The sequence below is a fragment of the Peptoanaerobacter stomatis genome (assembly GCF_000238095.2).
Lineage (GTDB): Bacteria > Bacillota > Clostridia > Peptostreptococcales > Filifactoraceae > Peptoanaerobacter > Peptoanaerobacter stomatis_A.
The window spans coordinates 1-26130 of record NZ_JH815225.1 but is presented as its reverse complement, the minus strand read 5'-3'; the positions used below and the strand labels follow the sequence as shown (position 1 = coordinate 26130).

The window sequence follows — 26130 nt, the reverse complement described above, 5'->3', positions numbered from 1 at the left end:
GTTTCCTCATAAGCATAAACACACTTAGAAGCTATATTAAGTATATAAGTTAATTTCTGTACAGTCAATATAATTAATATTAAAAAAATATATATATCTACATTTTATGTCATTTTTTTATCAATTCGATAATATTTTTTACTTTTTATATTGAAATTTCAGCTTTTATATTTATATTTTCATTTTAATTTTATTAAATTTATCAAAAAAATACTTATATCAAAATGATAACTTTTTTGTTATAATTTTTTTAATCGAATAATATAATTGCTTTTTGTTTATGATGATAGTATTATATAATTTTATAAAACAAAAAACGGAGGTAAACTAATGAAATTTTATGATACGTTCATATTTGACTTGGACGGAACTTTGCTTGACACTATAGGCGATCTTACAAATGCTGTAAACTATGCTTTAAAAAATTATGATTACCCTCAAAAAACAATACCTCAAATAAAAAGCTATGTAGGTGACGGTATACCCAAACTCATAGAGCGTGCAATACCTCAAGGATTGGAAAACAAAAATTATAATGACGTTCTCAAACTTTTTTCAGATTATTACAACTCTCATTTAACTGACTGCACACATATATACGATGATATAATCACAGTTTTCGAAAAGCTTAAAGAAAAAAACTGTAAAATAGCCATAGTTTCCAATAAATCTGATAAATATGTAAAAATACTCTCCGAATACTTCTTCAAAAACTATGTCGATATAGCCATAGGTGAAAGCGAAAATATACGCAAAAAGCCAAGCAGCGACATGGCGAATTATGCCCTTTCCAAACTCAGCAAAACTACAGATACTTCCGTATATATAGGTGACTCAGAAGTTGACATATTGACTGCAAAAAATTCATCTCTACCTTGTATATCAGTATCTTGGGGATTTCGAAGTAAAGAATTTTTAGAAAAAAATGGTGCAAATATAATTATTGACAGCCCGTTAGAGCTCTTAAAATACATTTAAAACTAATATAAAAAAGGAAAATAAATTATGATAGGATTGATAGTAGCTTACTCAAAAAATCATGTCATAGGCATAGACGGTCATATGCCTTGGAATATACCTGAAGAGCTTGAAAGATTTAAAGAGTTGACAACAGGAAATGTGATAATAATGGGTAGATTGACACATAAAGATATAGGCAGAATACTCCCAAACAGAACCAATATAATAATATCAAATACCGAAAAATTTGAAGGCGAAAACTGCTATACGGTATCATCTCTTGAAGATGCGTTAAAAATAGCCGGAAATAGAGATACCTATATAATAGGAGGAGAACAATTGTTCAAAACTGCAATAGAATTTGTAGATAAAATGTATATAACTCTCATAGAACAAGAATTTAAAGGAGACAGATATTTTCCTTATTTTGATGAAACTAAATTCGATATGATAACAGAAAAAGAAATTTCAGGAGATATTTGCTACAAATACTTAACTTATATTAGAAAACAATAGACAAAAACAACAATTTATAATATAATCAAGGTCTATTGTATAAAAATGTAGAATTTGTAACATTATTACCACTAATAAACCATGTATTTTTAAAATATACAGTTTAAGCTCATAATATAAATGCAACACTTAAAAAATAACTATTTGTAAATAGATAATTTAATATCCGAATATTTACAAATTTAGTGTTGCTTATAAAACGATGATTGTATAGAGGTGAAAACATTGAGCAATCTTATAATAGTCGAGTCTCCCGCAAAGGCAAAAACTATCGAAAAATTTCTCGGCAAAAACTATAAAGTAAAAGCATCTATAGGACATATAAGAGATTTGCCTAAGTCCAAACTCGGCGTAGATATAGAAGATAATTTTAATCCTAGTTATATAACAATAAGAGGAAAGGCAAGCATTGCAAACGAATTAAAAAAAGAGGCTAAAAAATCTGAAAAAGTATTTCTCGCAACCGATCCCGATAGAGAAGGTGAAGCAATTTCATGGCATCTTGCCTATATATTAGGATTAGATGAAAATGAAAAAAACAGGATAGAATTCAACGAGATTACTAAAGAAGCTGTAAGAAATGCCATAAAAAATCCAAGAAAAATAGATAAAAACTTAGTAGACGCACAACAAGCAAGACGTGTGCTTGACAGACTTGTAGGCTATAAAATATCTCCTATACTTTGGGCGAAAGTACGAAAAGGTCTAAGTGCAGGCAGAGTGCAATCCGTAGCCACAAAAATGATATGCGACAGAGAAGCCGAAATAGAAAAATTCATCCCTCAAGAATATTGGAGTATAAGCCTGAATACTCAAAATTCAAACAAAGAAAACATATCGTTTGAATTATCCGGAAATAAGAATAAAAAAATAGAAATAAAAAATGAAGAACAAACAAACAAAATTTTATCCGAAATAAAAGGGAAAAATTTACAAGTAAAAAAAATAGAAAAGAAAAACAGAAAAAAAGCTGCATACAGACCGTTTACCACAAGCACTTTACAACAAGAAGCTGCAAATAAATTAGGCTTTACAACAAAAAAAACAATGCAGTTAGCACAACAGTTGTATGAAGGTATAAGTGTGAAAGGCAAAGGCACACTAGGTCTTATAACATATATGAGAACAGACTCTCAAAGAATATCAAGCGAAGCGCAGGCATTAGCAAAAGAACATATAACTTCAAAATACGGAAATAAATATTACAAATCGTACGGATATAAACAAACAGGAAAAAACGTACAAGACGCTCACGAATGTATAAGACCGTCACACATAGAGCTTGAGCCTATGGAATTGGAAAATTCACTCAATAAAGATCAATATAAACTATACAGACTCATATACAGCAGATTTATAGCCTGTATGATGCAAGACGCTCTTTATGAACAGCAGAGCATAAATGCCGATATAGATGATTACAATTTTAAAGCAAACGGTTCAAAATTACTATTCGACGGTTTTTTGAGAGTATATGATTATAGTACAAGCGAAGAAAATATACTTCCGTCAGTTGAAGAAAACGAAATCTTAAAAGTAAAAAAAATATTACCTAAACAGCACTTCACACAACCACCCGCAAGATATAACGAAGCCTCTTTAGTAAAAACCTTAGAAGAACTCGGTATAGGCAGACCGAGCACATATTCATCTATAATATCTACAATTCAAGACAGAGGTTATGTAGAAAAGAAACAAAAAAACTTATTTCCTACCGAACTTGGAAAAGTAGTAACAAACTTATTAGAAGAATATTTCAAGCAGATAGTTGACCTTGAATTTACAGCAGACATAGAAGGAAAACTGGATACTGTAGCTGAAGGTAAAGACGCTTGGAAAGAAGTAGTGTCAAATTTTTACAAACCTATAGAGCATGATTTGGAAATAGCGAGCAAAGAAATAGAACGTATAAATATGGACGAAGAAACAGACGAAGTCTGCGAGCTTTGTGGCAACAAAATGGTTATAAAACACGGAAGATTCGGAAAATTTATGGCTTGCTCAAACTATCCTGAGTGCAAAAATACTAAACCTATACTACAAAAAACAGGAATGAAATGCCCAAAATGTGGCGAAGGTGACGTAATAGTACGAAAAACTAAAAGAGGAAAAATTTTCTACGGCTGTTCATCATATCCAAAATGTGATTTTGTATCTTGGAACAAACCCACAGGAGAGTTGTGCCCACAGTGCAACAGTCCTTTAGCAGAAACAGATAAAAAATCAAAATATAAAACCGCCTGTACAAACAAAGAATGTAAATATAAAAAATAGAAAAATAAAACCGCCGGTCCACCGACGGTTTTATTTTTATAATTATCCGATTAAACAACGGATATAATATTATATTCATCTAATACTATATACTATAGATATAAACAACTTAAACAATGTTAAACTTTTTATATTATCAAATTTTAAAATCTTAATTGGACGATATTATAAATTTCAAAACTTTTATCTATTTAGCATTTTGTTCTATCAATATGTTGCCTTTTCCTGCATCTTTACCTACGTTAAATTGATCCCAAAGTAGATCCATTGAAAGTTTTATTCCTTTTGATTGGCTCTTTCCATCATCATTAGACACAACACGATTTTCAGAAATACCTGTTGTATATTTACCTTGAGCATCAGGATCCATAGCCACGCCTATGAATATATCCAATCTTTGATCTGTAGCGGGAGCACATTTTATTACATTTTTTTCTAATGCATCTTTAACATCTTTATCACTTAAAGCTGAAAGTCTTACGAAATCAACTCCGCCAACTGTAAATGTATTAGCTTTTCCAATAGCGTCAGCAAGTTTAAATGTAGGCTCGTCTACAATTGTTTCAGGTCTATATTGTTCTCTGTCTATGTATACAGCTACACCTATCATATGGTCCACGTTTCCTTTATCTTGTCCATCAAGGTCTGTTACTTTAAATTTGATATTGCTCAATTTTGCAGCTATATCTCCAACATTTACTATATCACTGCGGAATGCTTGTGCATATCCAGGATACATTTTGTCAATTGTAATTTCTATTTGACCGCTTGCATTTGTTTTAGCTTGAGTGTAAGGACCAACTTGTTTCTTTATTGGTTTCGCATTAACTAATTCAGCATCAAAGTTAATATTGTTGTAGCCTTTTGCTCTGTCTTTATAAGCATCTATACTTCCTGGTTTAGCTATCTTGTTATAGTCAAAGGTACCTCTCATAAAGAAATTATCATCTACATATCCCTTATCTATACCGTCTACTATACTCCAACCACCACCTTGTATAGTTTCATTTCCATATTGTGCATATAATCCCAAGTCTACGAATTGTACTCCAAAATCTCCTGTTGTAGCTTTAGTTGTTACGTTTAATGTATCTGTCCAATAAGCGTAACCTGTACCTGCCAATACTAATGACAATGCTACTATACCGCCAATAAACGAATTTCTTCCCGGTCTTTTCATTTTGAATTCCTCCTATGTAAATTAAATTTTAATTGTGGAAACTTTATATTATTTTTCAGTTTCCTGTTATCTTTATTACAATTAGAATTATAACTTAATTACATATATAAGAAAAGCCACCAAAGACATATATTTACTTATTTTTTAGTGGTACGATATCTTCCACTAAAGTAGTAGTATGTAGTAAAACCAATTGTTTAAATCCATATTTTTCTCTTTATTTTCACATATTTATGTATTTATTTTTATAAATATGGAAAAATATATTTTATCATTATATTAAATATATACCTTCATTAAACAAAGGTATCTGTATGAGATATTTGTAGGGGTAGTGATTTTATAATAAAATCTATTTACTGTATAGTTATGTTCAAGCTGAAAATATACATATATTCTTTTGACAATATATAGAATTTGCCCTCTTCTGGAAGTCCACTTTCATCTATGCTATAAAGTACAGGCTCTCTAATTTCTTCAGAAAGCGAAAGCAAGTCAACTATATCTTTAACTTTAAGTGCAGTTTTTTCACTTAGATTCGGAATTTCTTCTACACATATCATCCTACTACCGTATCTACGCATAATATTGGAGATTTTTGCAACCCATAACTCTTGTCCTACAATATCTCTTGTAAAAAATTTTAAAAAGATAAGTAGTATAAGTCCTAATAAAGATACTGCCGGATATGCAATGTATGACTTGATTTCAGGACTGACTTTTTCAGTTGTTTTCTCTGTAATATCTCCTTTGTTAACATCAGTTTCATCTTTTTTAATTTCATAAAACTTTTCTCCACTTATAGGAACTGATATTTTATACGAAAACTCTTTTTCTTCTGAATCTAAATTAAACTTACCTTTAAATAGAATATAAAAGTTTTTTGCTGTTGTTCCTCCGAGCATATACTCAATTTGTTCTGCATATAGTCTGTACTCTGAAAGCTTTATTTTCACGCTTTTATCAATAGTCATATGGTCTGTCTGAACAGCTTGTATTTTTTTTGAATCAATAGGATAATTTTTTTCATATATTTTCTTTTTTTCTTCTCCGTTTGCCTGATAGCCTTCTATAACTCCACTTACACTATACTCACCTGACAACATAAGCTGTTTTGTAAGTATTGCTTCCGATTTAAAGTCAATATGTACATAATCTGTAAGAATATCAGGATATAAAAGCTCCTCGTCCAAATACTCTTTATCGAAAATCGAATTGTTTAGCAAGTATACTTTGTAATGAGAATCTGTCGTAATATTATAGGAATACAAACTCACATCTTTATCTTCTTCGTGAGGTATACTTTTTATAGCTGTAATTACTCCTCCAACAATTAGTGATATAAAACCTAAAATATACAAAAATATTTTTAATTTTTTATTAATAGCTATTTTTTTATCCTTCTTTTTTTCTTCATTTTCTAAATTTTTAGAAACATCTTCACTTTTTTGAACTTGTTCGTTATTTTGAACTTGTTCGTTATTTTGAACTTGTTCAGTATTTTTATCTTTATCTTTATCTATATTTTTCATTTTTCGTCAACAACTCCTTCCGGAACTTCATCTTGTTCTTTAAGTATTAATACAGGCAGACCTACTTTTGGAACTACTTTTACTATAATTCCCTTTACATCATTTGGTTGAACAATTATTCCATCAGCTGTTTTATTATTATCTCCTTTTGTTTCAAATGATTTGTTCCCTGCCTCATCTGTAATAACTTCTTTAATTCTATGTGTTATAGTTATATCTTCACGTTTAAAATTTATTATATCTCCTTTTGAAAGATTATATATATCTTTTTCTTCTTTCATTTTTTCTATAAGCACAACATCTCCGGGATATATTAAAGGCTCCATACTTCCTGTAAGTATAACTGACGGATACACCGGAAATACTCCTACACAAAACCATGAAAACATAGTTGCTGAAAAAAGAGAAATCAAATACAATATATTTTCTTTTTGACTTACAACGGTTTTTCCCTGATTATTGCTACGATCCATTATATATGTCATATACATACTTGGAAATGCTATTCCAATTGCACCTTCAACAATCCAAGGAAGCTCCGGTAAAACCGGAAAACATTTTTGAAAAAGTTCTATTATCCCAATATATACAATGCTCGGTAAAATTCCACCATAAAATACAAATGTAGACATAAGAACATTTTTAGTTATTAACGGCGCTACATTTTTTATACAATATATGAATAAATCTCTATCTTGACTTATAGTATGTAATTTTGCAAAATTTATATCTGTCAAAATCATTATAAGCGTAGTAATAACAATTGCTATACGCCTGTATTTCATAGTTTTATATGCTGTTGCAAACGCATATGCCCTTATCATTTCTTTAGCTACTAATTGCGAAAATATGTTAAGAATGTTAAGCAATATACCTATGATTGATATATCATAAGGACTTGCCTCAAGTTTTTTCATAAATACAGCCGATAAAAATTCAAGCGCCACAAATATTATGGCGCCGGATACAGCATATCCTAAAAGCGAGCCGTTTATAAAATTTTTGTTAGGCATATTTATCGCCGGTATGCAAAAGTATATTATACATATGATTAAACCCCAATATATAGGAGCTGCAAACGGCAAAGATAATATTTTGGTCTTAAAAAACGGTAAAGCAGATAGTATGATGCTGAGTAAGAGAAAAAATGTATAAACTTTGTATTTTCTATCAGAATTTAAAAGTTTTTTTCTATACTTTTTTTTCATTTTTGTATGTCCTCTTGTTCTGATTTTATTTCATTTTGTTGTTCAATCTCTACATTATTCTCTTCTATTTCTGTATTATTATCTTGTGTATTTATATCATCGTTTTCTGTATTATTATTGTCGTTTTGTTCTAAATTATTATTTTGCTCTATATTACTATTTTGTTCTATGATTATATTGTTATTTTTTTCTATATTTACTTGTGTAGTTTCATTTTTATTTTCAACAATATCTAATTCTACTTTGTATATTATAGGTGCATCAAATTTTATTTTTAGCTCATCACTCCAATATCCCCACGACTTTATATTAAATAGGATTAAAAATATAATTATCATTAATAAAATTCTTTTTTTAGTCATATCACTTTACCTCCTATTTTGCAGAATCTTTTTCTTCGGATTCATTTTGAAACATATTAAAAGGTATCTCACAGGAATATATCACTATAACACCGTTTCCAGCTGTACTTACAAGCTCTTTTTCTTTTAAAGTAAGATTAGTATTTTCTTCAAGCTCATTATTTCCTATCTTTAAATTTGTAGGTAATAATTTTAATTGTTCAATACTTTCTTCTTTCAACTTCAAATAAATTTGACCGTTCATCTCACCAATATTTTTATTCATATCGTCTTTATCAGTATTTAACGTTCTATAAACTTCAAATTTCAAAGGTGTCATAAAATCTCGTCCGCTGTTTTTCAAAAAATATCCTATGCCGTCTTTTGCCAATATTGCATTTCTTGCCTTCATTTCCAACATATCGCCTTCTTTTAAAGTATCAAGTTTTGTAGACTTCAATTTTGTAATAGTGCTTTCATCTGACGGTGTCAAAGGAAATTCTATTTTTAACATCTTTCCTTCCATTAATTCTTTTACAGGAAGAGATTCATTAAACAATATTTCAAGTTCTTTTTCTTTTTCCAAAATGTTAAATTCTGCTTCTATAGAAGAAGAAACATTATCATCGGCATCTGCAACGGAAACAATATATTTTTTATCTTCCTGCTTATCAAATAATATATCCATTACTCCTGTACTCATCTGAGCGTTAATTCGCAAATTTGAAGACCAACTTGCATATGTAACACCTAATGCCGATAAACCGAAAAATAATATTAAAAAAACATAAAATTTTTTAGAAAATTTACTAATTTTATTTTTCATATTCATCCCCCTCTTTCTTTTTGTATTTTTGTATATTAGATAACTATAATATTTTAACTTATTTCAGACTGCTTTAAAGTAAGTTGAAGTTTTTCACTGTTTCTTTCTGCAAACAACATAGCTTCTGCTCTGTTATAAAGATCTAATTTCCCGAATATATTGGATAAATGTTTTTTTACAGTACCTTCCGATACATATAAAACTTCTCCTATTTTTGCGTTTGAATAGCCTTTTCTTAAAAGAGTTATAACTTCAATTTCTCTTCTCGTAAGCATATCTATTTTCTTTTCTTCTTCTGATGCATTCCCTACGTTTTCAATCAAGTCAGCTGAATAGAATTTTCCACCTCTCTCAACTACTTTTAAACCGTAAACAATATCATCTATAAACGCATCTTTAAGTAAATATGCGTCTATACCTAAACATTTTGCTCTCAAAAAATCATTTTCGTTTGATGATGAAGTGATTACAAAAGTTTTCATATCTATTTCTTTTTCTTGCACCCATTCCAAAAAATCAAATCCGCTCTCATTGTGCAAATGTATGTCTATAAATGCCATATCTATCTGACTTTTTTCTGTTAAATCAATACCTTCTTTAACAGTTCCTGCCTGCAGTATTTGTACATCAGGTTTATGAATTTTTATAATTGACTCTAATCCTTGTCTTGCAATAGGATGATCATCTAAAACCAGTACCATATCTATTCCTCCTGTCTATTCTATCTCGGTAAACTCAGTTTTACCTTAACCCCTTTTGCTTCACCACATTCTATAAGCAAGTTACCTTTTAACAATACTGCCATATTCTTCATATTCTTCAATCCGTTGCCTTCTACAAAATCATCATCATTTTTCGAAAAACCTTTTCCGTCATCTTCTATGTATAATTCAATAAATTCAGAATTTAATTTTAATTCGATATCTATTTTTTTAGCTTTTCCATGTTTTACAGCATTATTAACAGTTTCACAAGAAATCCTATACAGTGCAATCTTTTGTGCTACTGATATATAATCAGACTCCTTATCTATGTTCATATTTATATGTACACCGTTTAATTTTTCCACCTCCTCCATATAAGTATACATCGCATTAACAAACGTGTTCAAACTGTCATTAAATCTTTTTCCATATATGCTCTCTCTCAGCTCCGTCATAGTAAGTTCTGCCGAATGTTTGAGCATATTTATATAACTTTTAATCTCATCTTTTGATATATTATTATCTATACTTTTTAACTTATTTTCTAAAACAGCAAAACTGCAAGTCATTCCAAAAAGTTTTTGTATTACTGTATCATGAATTTCGTTGGCAATTCGATTTTGCTCCTCCATTGCAATAAATTTCTCCATCTGAGAATATGTATCTAAATTAGAAAAAATAATTTTTATTAATCTCCAATAAAAATCTTCACCATTTTGAAATTTATTGAAATTTTTTTTGACTAAAACTCCACTCATATAAGTACCTTCTCCAATAGGTGTCATCTGATAATCTCCATCGCCTGCTTTCAAATAAAAAACATCATTATTATTGTCATTTTTAAGCATATTATATTGTTTTTTCCAAAAAATTACCTCATTTATTATATTTTTAGATAAATCTTCGTCTATGTCAAATTTTTCAATAATTTTCGGTGTATCATCATGTTCGAATTTTATAAGTATAAACCCTGAGTCTGTCATATATCTTCTTAATAAAATTGACAATCCTTCCATAATTTTTTTAGGATTTGTTATTGCAAATAAGCTGAAGCTTTCGTTTAATTCTGTAAGTTTCAAAAAAGCATAATTGCTGAGTTCTTTTTCCTCTTCCAGTTTTTCATTAAGATTCGTCAATTCTTCTTTTTGCTTATCAATATATGATATATAATGTCTTGTTGCATAAAATCCGCCTATTATCATAATCATACCTAAAAGTATATTCAAATCTTGATAGGATAATTCTTTTATCTCTTTCCCTACAAAAGCACATAAAATACACCAAATATAAGAAATTATTGTAATCATTATATTCTTTTCCGATACAATCATCAGCAATATGCAATCCACTTCATACCAAAGGTAAGGACTCATAAAGCCGCCGCTCAAAAATATGAATATTCCATATGCAAATACTTCCAAACCAAACATTATGCGAAGATATGTCTTGTTTTCGCCTATCTTTTTATATAACCAACAACTGAGTGTACACGAAATAAGCATTCCTAAAACTACCAACAAGTACATCCCTTGTCTTTTGTAGTATATAGACACAAACACATAAGCTATTGTTGAAAATATAAAAGTTACTATTCTCCAAAAAATATTTATATTTATGTAATCGGGATACTTTTTTTCGTCCATAAGCTTCATCCTTATCTTCAGGTCACTATAATTCCAACACCGGTAAAAAGATTATATAATAATCCTAAATACTTCCATATTTTTTATCGAAACATTGTTAATAGAATAAAAAGTTTTCAAGCAAACGCTATTGTTTTTTATACTTTTAATATACTTTTTCCATATTATACTATTTATTTTATAATTTGACATCTGTAATATTACCTGTTTTTATAAATTTTGTATTTTTTGTACATTTTTTTCGTATATATATAACATTCATAAATATTATGCCTTGTTTTTTTAATTATTTTTTTATTAAGTGTTGCACTTATATTGTAAACCTAAATCTTATATAATTTATTTCTTATCTTTTCATAACATATTGTCAAAAGAGATAAAACATATAATACTATTATCTAACTTAAATAATAGATATTTTTAATATAAACCTCAAATATATTTCAATAATCCTGTAATACTAAAAGTTAATAGAATAATAGATATTATTATTTTTTAAAATTTATTAACTAAGTAAATTTAAGTATATTTAAAATAAACAACCTATATAAATTTTTATCCATTAGTCAAACAAATATTGGTATAACAGTAGAATATAAAAATATATTCCATTTAGCATTTTTATTATATTTTTCTTTAATTAGGTAATAGTATTAGTGTTAATCTATTATAAAAAATATTTCCCATTAAAAAAACCTATTGATGTAAGCTGTTTAAGCTCAATTTCAATAGGTTGATTTTATGTATGGCGGAGAGAATGGGATTTGAACCCATGATACGATAACTCGTATACACGCTTTCCAGGCGTGCTCCTTAAACCGCTCGGACACCTCTCCTAATCAGTATTTTTATCACAAGGCTTATTATAATAAAAATACTGCGCTAAGTCAATACTTATAAATTTAAAAAATTTCTATAATTTATGCTTAGAGATATAGTATTAATCGTACATTAATTGTCGTTATCTTGTGTGCTTATTGCAACCAATGCCAATCTTCCGCTTTTTACATGATAAGAGCAAGTGGACATAACTAATATATCATCTCCATATTTAGGAGATATATCATCAGATATTGCTGTTGCATTTGTTTTCAAAAAATTTATATATTTATTGAATTCTTCTTCGCTTTTTATCGATGTCGTATTATAAAATATATCCGCCGTTCTTGTGTATTCCTTGAGCATTACAGCAGCAAACAGCTTATATTTTTTTAATGCATCCGGCATTTCCAATAGCACAGGATTTGCATTTTTAAGATTATTTTCATCGATATAATTGTGCAAATTTGTAAACATGGTTCCGTCACCCATATTATGTGCATACACTATATATAGACTTGTTTTTTGTGAATTGTCTATTTTTGTTCTATGATCTAAAAAAGGTGTTCCACTTAAAGCATAGTTTTTGTCTATATTTTTCCTTAAATAAAACTGCGGATCATCAGGTGTATACATAACCGGATAATCTATATTTGCTCCATCCAATTTAATCCATGCTGCTATATCGCTGTTTTTATTTTGCAAATTATCAAAAAATACTTTCAATCTTTCTTTTTGAGTGATTTCTTTTTTTTCAGATTTTTTTTGAATTTGTACATCACTTACTTGCCTATGCATATTGCTCAAATTATCAAACTGCTTTTTTGACATATAAAGACTTATGCGATAAGTTAACAGTAACACGCCTGATATGACAAAAACGCATATTAAAATTATATTTATTATTTTAAATGTTGTCTGTTTCATCTTTAATTCCTTAAATCATATTTTGCTAATTGTTATAAAAATTTTTACATAAATATAAAATATTTTAATAAATGTATTTTATCCTCTAATTTAATACCATTATATTTGTAGTTTAAAAAATAAATATATCATTTGCTTAGAGTTTTTTTATTTAACATTTTATCAAAATGCAAACTATAAAAATATATTACATAAGATATTCCCAAAAAAATTATATATAAACTATTTTAAATAAATCTTAAGTCGCATATTTTTTCTACAATTAAAGATTAAAACAGAAATTACTATAAAATAATTATGAAGGTTTACATTACATATCCAAAAGTATTTTTGACAATTCTATCGGTTTTACTGATTTTCCGTCTTTATAAACCCTCATATTTCCCCCTGATATCTCGTCTATCAAAACTATGTTTCCTTGTTTATCTCTGCCGAACTCCAATTTGATATCTATAAGTTCAAGCTTTTTATCTTCTATCGTCTTTTGTATTATTTTTGTTATATCTTTTGTTGCTTTTTCAAGAGTTTTGTACTCATCTTTGTCAAGTATTTTAAACTTTTCAAGCAATTCTTCGCTTATGAAGGGATCTCCTTTTTCATCATCTTTTAGCGAAACTTCTACATAATAATCTAATATATCTCCATCTTTCGCATATTCTCCGTATCTTCTGATGAAACTTCCTGTGGCTTTTAATCTACATATAACTTCTATTCCTTTGCCGAATACTGTAACAGGTTTTACTGTCATAGTTCTCTCGTCAAGATTTGCTGATATATAATGTGTAGATATGCCTGCCTGCTCTATTTTTTCAAACATAAGTTTAGTCATCAAAAGACCATAATAACCGTTGTCTTTTATTGTCAAACCTACTTGATTTTCACCCGGATCAAATACTCCGTCTTTTCCTGTTACATCGTCCTTAAAAAATAATTTCACATTTCCATCATCTAATTGATATACTGTTTTTGTCTTACCTTCGTATATTTTTTTCATATTATTTACTCCTGTAACTTATTTATTATAATTCTAAATCATATAAACCAATAGAAAACTTCAATAGCAATTTTAAAATTAAAGCATTTTTTATAAAATTACTTATAATAATGTTTTATTTAAGCTCTCCTATATCTTTTCTATAAAAACTGTTAGGAAAATTTATGTTTTCTATCTGTTTATAGCATAGCTGTCTTGCTTGTTTTATGTCTTCTCCAAGTGCGGATATTGCCAAAACTCTGCCTCCGTTTGCAACATATTTTTCGTTTTCAAGTTTTGTACCGCAATGATAAACAAATGTATCGTCTATATACTCATTTATTTTTATAATACTTCCTTTTTTAGGCTCTCCCGGATAACCTTGAGCAGCCATTATAACTGTCACCGCTGATTTATCATACCATTTTATTTCTTGCTCATCCAATTTTTGTTGCAATGAACTTTGGATTATATCGAGCAAATCTGTTTTTAATCTTATGAGCAGTACTTCCGTTTCAGGATCGCCGAACCTCATATTATATTCAAGCACTTTTGCTCCGTCATCTGTCATTATAAGACCTATATATACTATGCCTCTTATATCGAATCCTTCTTTTTTTATCCCTTCAAGTGTTTTTTTTGCTATAAAATCGCAACTTCCGTCTAAATAATATGGAGATGGAGAAATACAACCCATACCTCCTGTATTTAAACCTTTATCATTATCATAGGCTTTTTTATAATCACTTGCACTCACCATTGGGACTATAATTTTTGAATCTGTAAAGCATAGAAGTGACACTTCTTTTCCTTGCAAAAATTCTTCTATAACTACTTTATTACCCTGCTCGCCAAAAACTTTGTCAACCATTATATCTTTTATCGCTTGCTTTGCTACATCAAAATTTTCAGCTATTATTACCCCTTTTCCGGCAGCAAGTCCATCAGCTTTTATGACTACCGGAAATTTAGCTGTACTTATATATGAAACAGCTTCTTTTTCATCTTCGAAAACCTCGTAATTTGCAGTAGGTATGCCATATTTCTTCATAAAGGCTTTTGCAAAACTCTTGCTTCCTTCCAATTTTGCTCCTGCTTTGTCTGCACCGAATATTTTAAGTCCGGCTTTATTGAATATGTCAACTATTCCAAGTGTAAGAGGAACTTCTGTACCTACTATAGTCAAATCTATTTTTTCTTTTATGGCAAAATCTCTAAGTTTTTCTATATCCTCAGGGTTTATATCTATATTTTCTCCTAAAGATGCCGTTCCTCCATTCCCTTTTGCAAAATAAATCTTGTCGACTTTTTTATTTTCAGATATTTTCTTTCCTATTGCGTGCTCTCTCCCACCAGAGCCAATAATAAGTATTTTCATAAAATTCTCCATTTTTTAATAATACTGATCATAATTTAAAAAGTATATATAAAAATATTGCATATTCTATTACACCATTGCTTGTAATATTTTTTTATTATACATATTATTTAATTACTTAACAGCAAGTATTTACATTATTTTAAACAATTTATTTTTTATAGCTAAAATTTAATGTCTGAAATGCCTTACTCCTGTAAATACCATAGATATTCCGTTTTTGTCGCATTCATCAATAGATTTTTTATCATTTATAGAGCCTGATGGTTGTATTATAGCTTTTATATTATATTTATTCGCAAGCGTTACAACATCCTCAAATGGAAAAAATGCATCTGATGCCAACACTGCACCATTTGCCTTTTGTGCTGCTCTTTCAAGTGCGGATTTTGCTGCAAATATCCTGCTCACATCTCCGCCACCTATTCCTAATGTCGCACAGTCTTTCGCCACTACTATTGCATTGGATTTGACATGTTTTGCAACGGTCATTGCGAATTTCATATCTTCTATTTCTTCTTTAGTTGGAGATTTCTCGGTAACTACATTTAATTCTTCAGGAAATAGCTCACTGTCAGATTCTTGCAATAAAAATCCTCCACCAAGACTTTTATATTGATTAATTTTTTTTATGCTGTGATTTTCTAATTCTTTTAATCTTAACAATCTTATATTTTTCTTTTGTTTTAATATTTCTAAAGCCTTTTCTTCAAAGTCGGGTGCAATCACTACCTCTAAAAATATTTTATTTATCTCTTTTGCAGTTTTTTCATCCACTTTTCTGTTCATGCATACTATTCCGCCAAATATTGACTGTTTATCAGTTTCATATGCTCTAATATACGCATCATACACATTATCTGCAACAGATACTCCACAAGGTGTGGAATGTTTAACCGCTACACATACAGATCTATCAAATTCCATAGCCAAATCTACCGCACTTTGTACATCATTATAATTGTTATATGAAAGTTCTTTTCCGTTTAAAAATTCTGCACATTCTATGCCTTTATTTTCTATAGAATCTGATGAGTAATATGCTGCTTGTTGATGTGGATTCTCTCCATATCTGAGTTGTTGTTTTTTATCAAGCGAAAGCAATATTTTTTGAGGCATTGTGTCTTTGCCTGATATATTTTCTAAATAGTTTGAAATCATTATGTCATATGTCGCTGTTGTCGAAAATGCTTTTTGTGCCAATTTTCTTCTATATAAACTGTCTATACTTTTATTTTTCATTTTTTCTATAACTTCATCATAATCTTTACTGTCTGTTATAACGAGTACACTTTCATGATTTTTTGCTGCCGAGCGTATCATTGTAGGTCCGCCTATATCTATATTTTCTATAGCGTCTCGTAGAGTATGATTAGGATCTGATATTACTTGTTTAAACGGATATAGATTGACAACAACTATGTCTATCGGTGTTATATCCAATTTTTTCAGTGTATCCATATGCTCTTTTATTTTTCTGTCAGCCAATATCCCTCCATGTATTTTAGGATGCAATGTCTTTACTCTACCGTCAAGACATTCTGCAAATTCTGTTACATCAGAAACTTGAATTGCTTTTATATCATTACTTTGTAATAATTTGAATGTTCCTCCTGAGGATATTATTTCTACTCCTAATTTTTCCAATTCTTTTGCAAATTCAACTATACCTGTCTTGTCAAAAACGCTTAATATTGCTCTCATCTATCATTCTCCATATACTGTATTAATATATTTATACTAATCACCAATAGAATAATATATAATATTAAAAGCCTATTTAAAATAATATATAACACTAAAATATAAAATAATACATTCAATTTGGCATTTTTATTATATGTTTATTTAATTAGGTAATAGTATTATTTATATAAAGTTCATAAATAATGTATATTTTATTAAATTTACACTATGTTATTTTTCTATTCTTCTATTGAGTTTTAGTATTAAAAAAATATAATAATATATAAATAGTAAAAATTTTATCAAAATTTTAATTTTTCAATAACAATGTTTATTGCTTTAGGTAATATCTTATGCTCTATTTCCAAAATTCGCTTTTGCAAAGTTTGTGCCGTATCATCTTCATTTACTTGCAGATGCTCTTGAATTATTATCTCTCCTGTATCTATGCCGTTATCCACATAATGTACAGTTGCTCCGCTTACTTTTTCTTTATTTCTTATTACCTGTTCATGCACTTTTATACCATAATATCCCTTACCGCAATATTTGGGTATAAGTGACGGATGTATATTTATTATGCGGTTTTCATATCTTTCTATTATTTTTTTATCCAATATGGATAAATATCCTGCCAATACAATCAAATCTATATCATTTTCTTCCAATACTCCAAGCATTTTTTTGATATCGTCTTTTAAAACTACTGATTTTATATTGTTGTCTTTTGCTCTTTTAAGAGCATAAACATCTTGTTTGCTTGAAATTACAAGTTCTATATTAGCTTTTATATATCCTAAATTTACATTATCTATTATAGCTTGCAAATTGCTTCCGGAGCCTGAAACCATAACTGCTATATTAAATAAATTCGATTTCTTCTTCTCCATTTCTTTTTTCTACCTTTCCTATTATATAGGCATCATCCGTTTTTTGTATTTCTTTTAAAACTTCATCTGCATCAGACTTGTCAACTGCTACAACTAAGCCTATTCCCATATTGAATGTGTTGTACATATCTTTATCTTCCAAATTTCCCCATTCTTTTAATAGATTAAATATAGGTGGTATTTTATGGTTTTTGGTAGTAACAACAGCTTTCAAATCCGGACTTAATATTCTTGGTATATTTTCTATCCAGCCTCCACCTGTTATGTGAGCTATACCGTTTATATCAAATCTATTTATCAAATTTTGTATCAATCTCACATATATTTTAGTAGGAGTGAGCAATTCTTCACCTAAAGTTTTATTAAGCTGAGGTATGAAAGTATCTACATTCAGTTTTTGTACGTCAAAACACAGTTTACGCACTAATGAATATCCGTTTGAATGTATTCCTGAAGATGATACTCCTATTAAAACATTGTCTTGCTTTAATTTATCACTTGTTATAATTTTAGATTTTTCAACTACGCCTACTGAAAAACCTGCCAAATCATATTCTCCTTTTTTATAAAAATTAGGCATCTCGGCAGTTTCTCCGCCTATTATGGCACACATAGCTTCTTTACAACCGATACTTATACCTTTTACGATGTTTTCAACTTGATTCGGCTCCAATACCCCTGTTCCTATGTAATCTAAGAAAAATAACGGTTTTGCACCTATGCAGGCAATATCATTCACACACATGGCAACACAATCTATGCCTATACTTTCATGTCTGTCGGTCATAAATGCCAATTGCAATTTTGTGCCAACTCCATCTGTTCCACAAACCAATACAGGTTCTTCATATCCTTTCGGCAATTCAAACATTCCGCCAAATCCACCTATAGAGCCTAAAACACCTTTTATATATGTGCTTTCCACATATTTTTTCATCTTTTGGACTGCCTCGTATCCTCTGTTTATATCTACGCCTGCACTTTTATAATCTATTTTATTCATATTTCCCTCCGGAGAATTTGCTTAATAATACGTTAGTTGTTTCAAATACAGGATATTTTCCATTCAGACAGCCTGTACAAAATCCGTCTCTTCCTTTTAAAGATTCTATAAGACCTTCAAGAGATAAAAAGCCTAAACTGTCAGCCCCTAATGATTCAGCCATTTTTTCTATAGGCATAACATTTGCTATAAGAGCTGAACCGCTTGGTGCTATAACTCCAAAATCGCAAGAATTATATACAGGCGGACAAGTTATCCTTAGATGCACTTCTTTTGCACCTGCATTTCTAAAATTAGATATTAAACTCTTCATCGTTGTACCTCTTACTATACTATCATCTACAAGTACAACTCTCTTACCGTCTATCAATCTTTTTATCGGATTGAGTTTTATTTTCAGACTCATTTCTCTCTTATCTTTACTCGGCTCTACAAATGTACGACCTGTATATTTATTTTTTATAAGAGCTCCACAATATGGTATTTTACTACCTTCCGCATAACCTATACCTGACGGAGTTCCGGAATCCGGCACTCCTATAACTATATCCGCATCTGCCGGATGTTCTTTTGCCAATATTTTACCGGATTTTGCTCTTGCCTCATATACATTTACATCATCTATTGTAGAGTCAGGTCTTGCAAAATATATATATTCGAAAACACAGCTTGCTTTTTTTATACGAGATTGAGTTTCATAGCTTTTTATATCGCCATCTTTTAATATGACTATCTCTCCCGGCATAACATCTCTTATAAAATCTCCACCCACTAAATCTATAGCACAGCTTTCCGATGCTATTACATATCCGCCTTCAACTTTGCCTATACATAGAGGTCTTATTCCATATTGATCACGAGCAGCTATTATGCTGTCCTGTGTAAGAACTGCCAAAGCATATCCTCCTACAAATGTTTTCAATAAATATCTTATGCTGTCAACTATATTTTCGTTATTAGCTTGTATTATTGAATGAGCTATTATTTCACTGTCACTTGTTGAAGAAAATACTGAACCGTTTTTTTCCAAATATGTTTTTATTGCATTTCTATTTCTTATTCCACCATTAAAAGCTATTGCCAGACTTCCTTTAGAATAATTTACAACAAAAGGCTGTGCATTATTCGAAAATACTGTCGCATTTTGATCTTGGCTGACATGACCGAGACATAAGTTGCCTTTTAACAAAGAGAGTATATTGTCATTAAAAACTTCAGTAACTAATCCAAAATCCTTATAACAACTTATATTACCATCATTGAGCACAGCTATACCGCTACTCATCTGTCCTCGATGTTGAAGTGCATTCAATCCGAAATATGCCGTTTTAGCCAAATTTTTATCATTTGGAACAGACATTGCTATTATTCCACATTCTTCTTTTAATTTATCTTTACCAAAATCATACATTCTATTTTACTGCCCCCAAATTTATAAAAATGGAACTGTACTAAAAAATTATATATTTTTTTGCAATTCTTCATCATCGCTTAATATTTTTTGTACTTGTTTTTCTCTATGCTCTAATAATTTTTTTGAAAGGTTTTCATCATTTATCGACAACATCTGTACTGCAAGTATACCCGCATTTTCACTGCCGTTTATAGCAACTGTCGCAACAGGTATTCCCGATGGCATTTGCACCATAGACAACAATGAGTCCATTCCTCCCAAATCCGATGTTTTTATAGGTATGCCTATTACAGGTTTTGTAGTGTATGATGCTATAACTCCAGCTAAATGTGCTGCTTTTCCTGCCGCACCTATAAAAATCTTTGTGCCTCTTTTTTCAGCACTTTTTATATACTCTTTTGTTTGCTCCGGTGTTCTGTGAGCTGACAGTATTTTTACTTCATATTTCACGCCGAAATGTTTCAATATATCTACAGATTTTTTTACCGTTTCCAAATCTGATTTGCTCCCCATTATTATAGAAACCATATTGCCTCCCATTTTAATTTATCCAAATTTTGCTCTAAAAGCTTTATATCGTTGAACTCACATATCTTTCATTTGTGTGTCTTTCAAGTACACACATTAAAGATATATTCGTATATATCATTCTAAATGTTTTATAGGAAAAATTTTACTTAATACTAAAATACAAAAAATGCATTTGAATGTATTTGAGTAAAAGATATATCTGATCAAATACATTCAAGTCAGCATTTTTATTGTATGTCTATTTAATTAGGTTATAGTATAAACACAAGATAATACTCATAGCTTAAAAAAATTACTATAATTTATATTTAGAAATATAATATTTAATTTACTATAAATAATTGTTATTCAAAGTATTTTTTTATATTTCCAAATATCTTGGAAGTTTTAGCATCAAACACATTCACGAACAATCCTTCTTCTATTTGTGTGAAATCTCCTAATCTTCCAAGCACTTGACCGTTTGCACTGCACATACTTTCTATACCATATTTTGAACCATATGGATTATCTCCTGCAAATACGCTTACTATCTGACCTGCACTATGATATTTGGCAAAATCTTCATCTGATAATATAACTCTTGCATCAGTAGATGATACAGGTGTCATCTCTGTTGTTATACCTGTAAAATATGGAGATGTTTCTGATACTATATTGGTTTCAAATATGTCTGCATAATGTCTGTTTAACGGATTTCTTGTTATATCCAAGCTGTCTGTTTTTTCTGATATTTTACCGTTTTGTATCAATCCCAAACTTACAAGTGCTTTAAATCCTTCTCCTAAGCCGATTACCAAGCCACCTTTATCTATGAATGAGTTAACTGCATTTGCAACTTGTCTTTGTGACAACACGAGTGTGATGAACTTAGCTTGCGAATTAGGTTTTCCACCACCTGACATTCCTGAAGGTATAACTATTATATTGGCTTTTTCTATTGCTTTTACAAGCTCTTCATAACTCTCATCAGCATAATTACTTCTAAATAGGACTTCATTTACTTCAAAGCCTGATTTTCTAAGTTGTTTTTTCAAAGTGAATTCTCCATTTGTTCCACTGAAAACAGGCACTAATGCAACAGGTTTTTGAATTTTTTGTCCTTTATAATCTATTTTTATTGCAGATACTTTTTCTACCTTTTCAGGAGTAAATAATTTTTGTTCAAATACTTCACTTAGTGTAGAATTATAAGCTTTTAAAGTCTCTTGTAAATCTATATCTATACCATTTATTTTTACTATTTGTTTGTCTAAAGTTTTTCCTAATAATTCCAAATCCAATTTTTCTTGGGATTCTATTATTACATCTCCATATTTTGCTATGAACAAATCACTTAAATCTTTTATATTTTCAGCAAATTCAAATCCTATCATATTTCCGAAGCACATCTGTGATATTGATGATGATAGTCCTCCTGCTCCTACTATACTTGAAGATTTTACTTTATTTTGTTTTATTAATTCTGTAAGTGTATTTATATTTTTTAATAATACTTCTTCTTTCGGAAGATGATTGTCTTGTATTTCATTTTTTAAAATATACACATAATTATTTGTGTTTTTAAATGCCTTCGATACTAATTTTGTAGTATCTACAGGTGCAACTGCAAATGATATAAGACTTGGTGGAACATTTATATTCTTGTATGTTCCTGACATTGAGTCTTTTCCGCCTATTGATGCCAAATCTAATATATCTTGTGCTAAAAATGCTCCCATAAGAGCCGAATATACTTTGCCCCAGCTTTCTTTTGTTGCCATTTTTTCAAAATATTCTTGGAAAGACAATCTTATATCTTCTAATTTTGCTCCCATTGATACTGCTTTCAAAACTGACTCTATAACTGCATAATATGCCGCATGGAATGGACTTTTCACTCCAAAATCAGGATCATATCCTACTGTCATTATAACTCCAAGATCTGTATTTCCATATTCTAACGGAAATTTCATTGCAAGTCCTTGTTCACAAGTCTGTATATATTTTCCTCCAAAAGGATAAAATACACTTTGTCCGCCTATTGCTTTGTCAAATTGATTTGCTATATTTTTTTTTGAGCATACTTTTAAATCAGACAAATTTTCAAGCCAAGCTGTTTTTATATCTGAATTTACTGATTTTTCAGCTTCTATTTTCGGTGATTTTACGCTTACATCAGCTCTTTGTCTTACTCCGCCTGAATTTAAAAACGCAGTGTCCAAATCACAAACTTTTTGTCCTTTATATGTCATAATCATTCTGTTGTTATCAGTAACTGTTGCAACTTTAATCGCATTTAGATTTTCTTTATGTGCCGCTTGAATGAATTTATCTAAATCATTTTTGTCAAGCAATACCGCCATTCTTTCTTGTGATTCCGATATAGCCACCTCTGTTGCATTCATACCGCTATATTTTAATGGAACTGCATCTAAATCTATTTCCAAGCTGTTTGCCATTTCTCCTATAGCTACTGATACTCCACCTGCACCAAAATCATTACTTTTTTTGATTAATTTTGATATTTCGGGTTTTGCATATAGCCTGACTATATTTCTTTCTATTATAGGATTCCCTTTTTGTACTTCTGCTGAATAATTTTTTGATTCTCCCTTAACTTCTTTTGAAGAACCTGTTGCTCCTCCTAAACCGTCTCTACCCGTATTTCCGCCAAGCATAACTATTACATCACCAGCTACAGGATTTGCTCTTTTTATATTAGCTTTATAATTAAATCCTACTAATGCACCGCACTCCATTCTTTTAGCTTTAAATCCTTCATGATAATATTCATCAAGATAAGATGATGCAAGTCCTATCTGATTAGCATAATCGCTATATCCGTCTGCCGCTGTCTTAGTAAGGTTTCTTTGTGGTATTTTATCTTTTAATGTATCTTCAAATTTTTCTCTCGGATCACTACAACCTGTTATTCTCATAGCACCGAAAACTATTGAACGTCCTGAAAGCGGATCTCTTATTCCTCCACCTATACAAGTACCTGCTCCACCAAAAGGTTCCATTTCTGTAGGGTGATTGTGTGTTTCATTTTTAAACATTAATATGAAATCTTCTTTTTTTCCATCTACTTCTCCTTGCACTTCTATACTGCAAGCATTTACTTCATCAGATTTCTCAAGATTATTAAGTACACCGTTTTGTTTTAATTTTTTCATCTGTATAGTTGCTATGTCCATAAGGCATAACGGACGTTCGTCCTTATATACTTCGCTATGTGCCACATCAAACCTTTTTCTTGCAAGTTCCAAACCAAGCTTATTTGCCTCATCTTCTACTTCTATATTTTCTAAAATTGTATTGAATGTACTATGTCTGCAATGATCTGACCAATACGTGTCTAATATCTTTAATTCTGTAACTGTAGGATCTTTTTTTTCTTTTTCATAATATTCTTGAGTGTACTTCATATCCTCATCATTCATAGATATAGAATATTTTTCTCTCAAAACTTCCAATTCTTTTAGAGAAAGTTTTGAAAAATTTGATATGCTCTCTACATTTTCAGGAACCTCTGTGCAATAATCCCAGTTAAATTCTTGGTTTAATGTTATTTCCATAGATTCTAACGGATTTATATAATATGATTTAATTTTTTCAAAATCAGATTTTATATCTCCATAAAATATTGCTATTTCTAAAGTTTTAACTCTTATATTTTCATATTTAAATTCTAATTTTAAAAGACTCTCACATACATCTGCACTTTGGTCATACTGATGATCTAAATATCTTGTTACATAATAATATGGTGAGTCAATATCTACACTATCGCTTACTATATCTATATCTTTATCAGATAGTATTTTATATTTTATTTTATTATACGATTCATAATCCATTCCAAGTATTTGTTCTTTATCAGAGAACATTATTATTTCATATCCTGTTATTATTCTCACTTTTTCAAGTTTAGTGACATTAAGATATTTTTTAATTTCATTTTCCAAAACTCTTGCTTTAGAATTATACTCATCTTTTCTTTCTACATAAAATCTCATCAAACCACCCCTAAAAAATTAAATTAAAAAATCTGCCAAATATTTCTTAATCAGCAGAAAATAATCAAATTTATGAATAATCTTAACAATATAATTAGACAAATAGCTATACATAATTAATCCTTATGCTAAACTCTATTTAGATTAAGATACTCTAAAATATATTTAAAAAATCCAGACAATAAATTTTTAAATCACTAAAAATATGAAACTTTTTTTATATTTTATAAAAAAATAATCTTATATATTTATAAATTTTTATTTACAAAATTATAATAACATATTAAAATTAATTAGTACAATTAGTATTTCTAATAATATTTATAAGTAGGAGTTATAAATGAATATTTCTCTTGAACTGTATAAAATATTCTATACAGTTGCAAAAAATGAAAGCTTTTCAAAAGCTGCTCAAGAGCTTTATATAAGCCAATCAGCAGTAAGTCAGTCTATAAAAAATCTCGAACACAATTTAGGATTTCCGCTTTTCATAAGGACTACCAAACAAGTATCACTTACAATAGACGGAAGTATATTATTCACATATCTTGAAGAAGTCTTCAATATTCTCAAAAATGCAGAAGAAAAGCTGAAAATGAGACAGGATAAATATAACGGAAAACTTATATTTGCATCTACAGACACTCTGTGTAAATATGTTCTATTATCAAAGATAAAAAAAGTTACACAAAAATATCCTAATATAAAAATAAAAATTATAAACGGAACATCCATAGAATGTATGAACTTACTACAAAATTCAGAAGTAGATTTTGCACTTGTAAACTTAAGCAAAAACATCAATACAAAATTCAAAATTGAAAAAAAATACACCTTCAATGATGTTTTTGTAACAAGCAAGGATTTCAACATAAAAGATAAGCTGACTTTAAAAGAAATAGCTGAATATCCGCTCATGACACTTGATAATAAAAGCATTACAAGAAAATTTTTAGACGATTTATTTTTAAAAAACAATATAGACATAAACCCTGAAATAGAACTTCAAAATATAGATTTACTTATAGATATGGCAGAAATGGGGCTTGGAATATCATTTGTACCTGATCTGTCAATAAAGGGTAGAAATTTAAAAATAATATATACACAAGAAAAAATACAAAAAAGAGAATATGGTATATTATCGCTTAAAAACATACCGTCAACACCTGTAGGACAGACATTTTTGGAATTATTATAAAAAATTTATTAAAAAATCATTGACGTAAATATTAAAAATGATATAATGTACAGAATTAAAGAATTACATAATTTTTTTAATATAGTTCACAAATATTTAAACTTTTTTTATATTTTTTAAAAT

General features: G+C 29.4%; 20 protein-coding genes and 1 tRNA gene. 4 read left to right on the top strand and 17 right to left on the bottom strand.

The genetic code is table 11. The annotated features are described in order from the left end of the window. Positions 1–330: 330 nt before the first annotated feature. From HMPREF9630_RS00105 to topA, 3 genes are all read left to right on the top strand, one after another. Positions 331–978 (top strand): HAD family hydrolase, encoded by a 648-nt coding sequence (locus HMPREF9630_RS00105; RefSeq protein WP_009526512.1) that lies wholly within the window; start codon positions 331–333, stop codon positions 976–978. A gap of 27 nt (positions 979–1005) precedes the next feature. Beyond that, complete coding sequence (locus tag HMPREF9630_RS00100; protein ID WP_009526511.1) at positions 1006–1476, top strand: dihydrofolate reductase; 471 nt, start codon at positions 1006–1008, stop codon at positions 1474–1476. A gap of 225 nt (positions 1477–1701) precedes the next feature. Beyond that, complete coding sequence (gene topA, locus HMPREF9630_RS00095; protein ID WP_009526510.1) at positions 1702–3750, top strand: type I DNA topoisomerase; 2049 nt, start codon at positions 1702–1704, stop codon at positions 3748–3750. 187 nt (positions 3751–3937) lie between these two features. Here topA and HMPREF9630_RS00090 read toward each other — a convergent pair whose 3' ends face one another. The 17 genes from HMPREF9630_RS00090 to HMPREF9630_RS00010 all read right to left on the bottom strand — a co-directional run bounded on the left by HMPREF9630_RS00090 (position 3938) and on the right by HMPREF9630_RS00010 (position 24806). Further along, positions 3938–4930 (bottom strand): SipW-dependent-type signal peptide-containing protein, encoded by a 993-nt coding sequence (locus tag HMPREF9630_RS00090; protein ID WP_009526509.1) that lies wholly within the window; start codon positions 4928–4930, stop codon positions 3938–3940. 356 nt (positions 4931–5286) lie between these two features. Beyond that, positions 5287–6462 (bottom strand): DUF5305 domain-containing protein, encoded by a 1176-nt coding sequence (locus HMPREF9630_RS00085; RefSeq protein WP_009526508.1) that lies wholly within the window; start codon positions 6460–6462, stop codon positions 5287–5289. After that, positions 6459–7670, bottom strand: a complete 1212-nt coding sequence (locus HMPREF9630_RS00080) for a signal peptidase I (protein ID WP_009526507.1) — start codon at positions 7668–7670, stop codon at positions 6459–6461. Before HMPREF9630_RS00080 ends, HMPREF9630_RS00085 begins: the two co-directional genes overlap by 4 nt. Continuing rightward, positions 7667–8032: a hypothetical protein gene (locus HMPREF9630_RS00075; protein WP_009526506.1), complete on the bottom strand. Its 366-nt coding sequence runs from the start codon at positions 8030–8032 to the stop codon at positions 7667–7669. Before HMPREF9630_RS00075 ends, HMPREF9630_RS00080 begins: the two co-directional genes overlap by 4 nt. 13 nt (positions 8033–8045) lie before the next feature. Next, entirely contained in the window at positions 8046–8837 is a 792-nt protein-coding gene (locus HMPREF9630_RS00070) for a hypothetical protein (protein ID WP_009526505.1), read from the bottom strand. A 53-nt stretch (positions 8838–8890) separates the two neighbouring features. Further along, a complete protein-coding gene (locus tag HMPREF9630_RS00065; protein ID WP_009526504.1) occupies positions 8891–9538 on the bottom strand; it encodes a response regulator in 648 nt (215 codons plus the stop codon). Positions 9539–9558: 20 nt separating this feature from the next. After that, entirely contained in the window at positions 9559–11184 is a 1626-nt protein-coding gene (locus tag HMPREF9630_RS00060) for a sensor histidine kinase (RefSeq protein ID WP_009526503.1), read from the bottom strand. Between the two features lie 746 nt (positions 11185–11930). Beyond that, positions 11931–12020: transfer RNA gene (locus HMPREF9630_RS00055), tRNA-Ser, on the bottom strand. A gap of 115 nt (positions 12021–12135) precedes the next feature. After that, positions 12136–12930 (bottom strand): class B sortase, encoded by a 795-nt coding sequence (locus tag HMPREF9630_RS00050; RefSeq protein ID WP_009526502.1) that lies wholly within the window; start codon positions 12928–12930, stop codon positions 12136–12138. A 310-nt stretch (positions 12931–13240) separates the two neighbouring features. Continuing rightward, on the bottom strand, positions 13241–13924 hold the full coding sequence (locus HMPREF9630_RS00045) for a phosphoribosylaminoimidazolesuccinocarboxamide synthase (RefSeq protein WP_009526501.1): 684 nt from the start codon (positions 13922–13924) through the stop codon (positions 13241–13243). A 115-nt stretch (positions 13925–14039) separates the two neighbouring features. Further along, a complete protein-coding gene (purD, locus tag HMPREF9630_RS00040) occupies positions 14040–15281 on the bottom strand; it encodes a phosphoribosylamine--glycine ligase (protein ID WP_009526500.1) in 1242 nt (413 codons plus the stop codon). Between the two features lie 171 nt (positions 15282–15452). Next, the gene (gene purH, locus HMPREF9630_RS00035; RefSeq protein ID WP_009526499.1) at positions 15453–16985 is read right to left on the bottom strand and encodes a bifunctional phosphoribosylaminoimidazolecarboxamide formyltransferase/IMP cyclohydrolase; all 1533 of its coding nucleotides are present in this window, start codon (positions 16983–16985) and stop codon (positions 15453–15455) included. 284 nt (positions 16986–17269) lie between these two features. Next, positions 17270–17857: a phosphoribosylglycinamide formyltransferase gene (gene purN, locus HMPREF9630_RS00030; protein WP_009526498.1), complete on the bottom strand. Its 588-nt coding sequence runs from the start codon at positions 17855–17857 to the stop codon at positions 17270–17272. Further along, complete coding sequence (gene purM, locus HMPREF9630_RS00025) at positions 17829–18860, bottom strand: phosphoribosylformylglycinamidine cyclo-ligase (protein WP_009526497.1); 1032 nt, start codon at positions 18858–18860, stop codon at positions 17829–17831. The genes purN and purM overlap by 29 nt, the downstream gene beginning before the upstream one ends. Beyond that, a complete protein-coding gene (purF, locus tag HMPREF9630_RS00020; protein ID WP_009526496.1) occupies positions 18853–20271 on the bottom strand; it encodes an amidophosphoribosyltransferase in 1419 nt (472 codons plus the stop codon). The genes purM and purF overlap by 8 nt, the downstream gene beginning before the upstream one ends. A 48-nt stretch (positions 20272–20319) precedes the next feature. Further along, complete coding sequence (gene purE / locus HMPREF9630_RS00015; protein WP_009526495.1) at positions 20320–20802, bottom strand: 5-(carboxyamino)imidazole ribonucleotide mutase; 483 nt, start codon at positions 20800–20802, stop codon at positions 20320–20322. A gap of 347 nt (positions 20803–21149) precedes the next feature. Further along, positions 21150–24806: a phosphoribosylformylglycinamidine synthase gene (locus HMPREF9630_RS00010; protein ID WP_009526494.1), complete on the bottom strand. Its 3657-nt coding sequence runs from the start codon at positions 24804–24806 to the stop codon at positions 21150–21152. A 340-nt stretch (positions 24807–25146) separates the two neighbouring features. Here HMPREF9630_RS00010 and HMPREF9630_RS00005 point away from each other — a divergent pair, with 340 nt between their 5' ends. Beyond that, positions 25147–26007 carry a LysR family transcriptional regulator gene (locus tag HMPREF9630_RS00005; protein WP_009526493.1) on the top strand — a complete coding sequence of 287 codons (861 nt, stop codon included), beginning with the start codon at positions 25147–25149 and terminating at the stop codon, positions 26005–26007. The last annotated feature ends 123 nt before the right edge of the window (positions 26008–26130 follow it).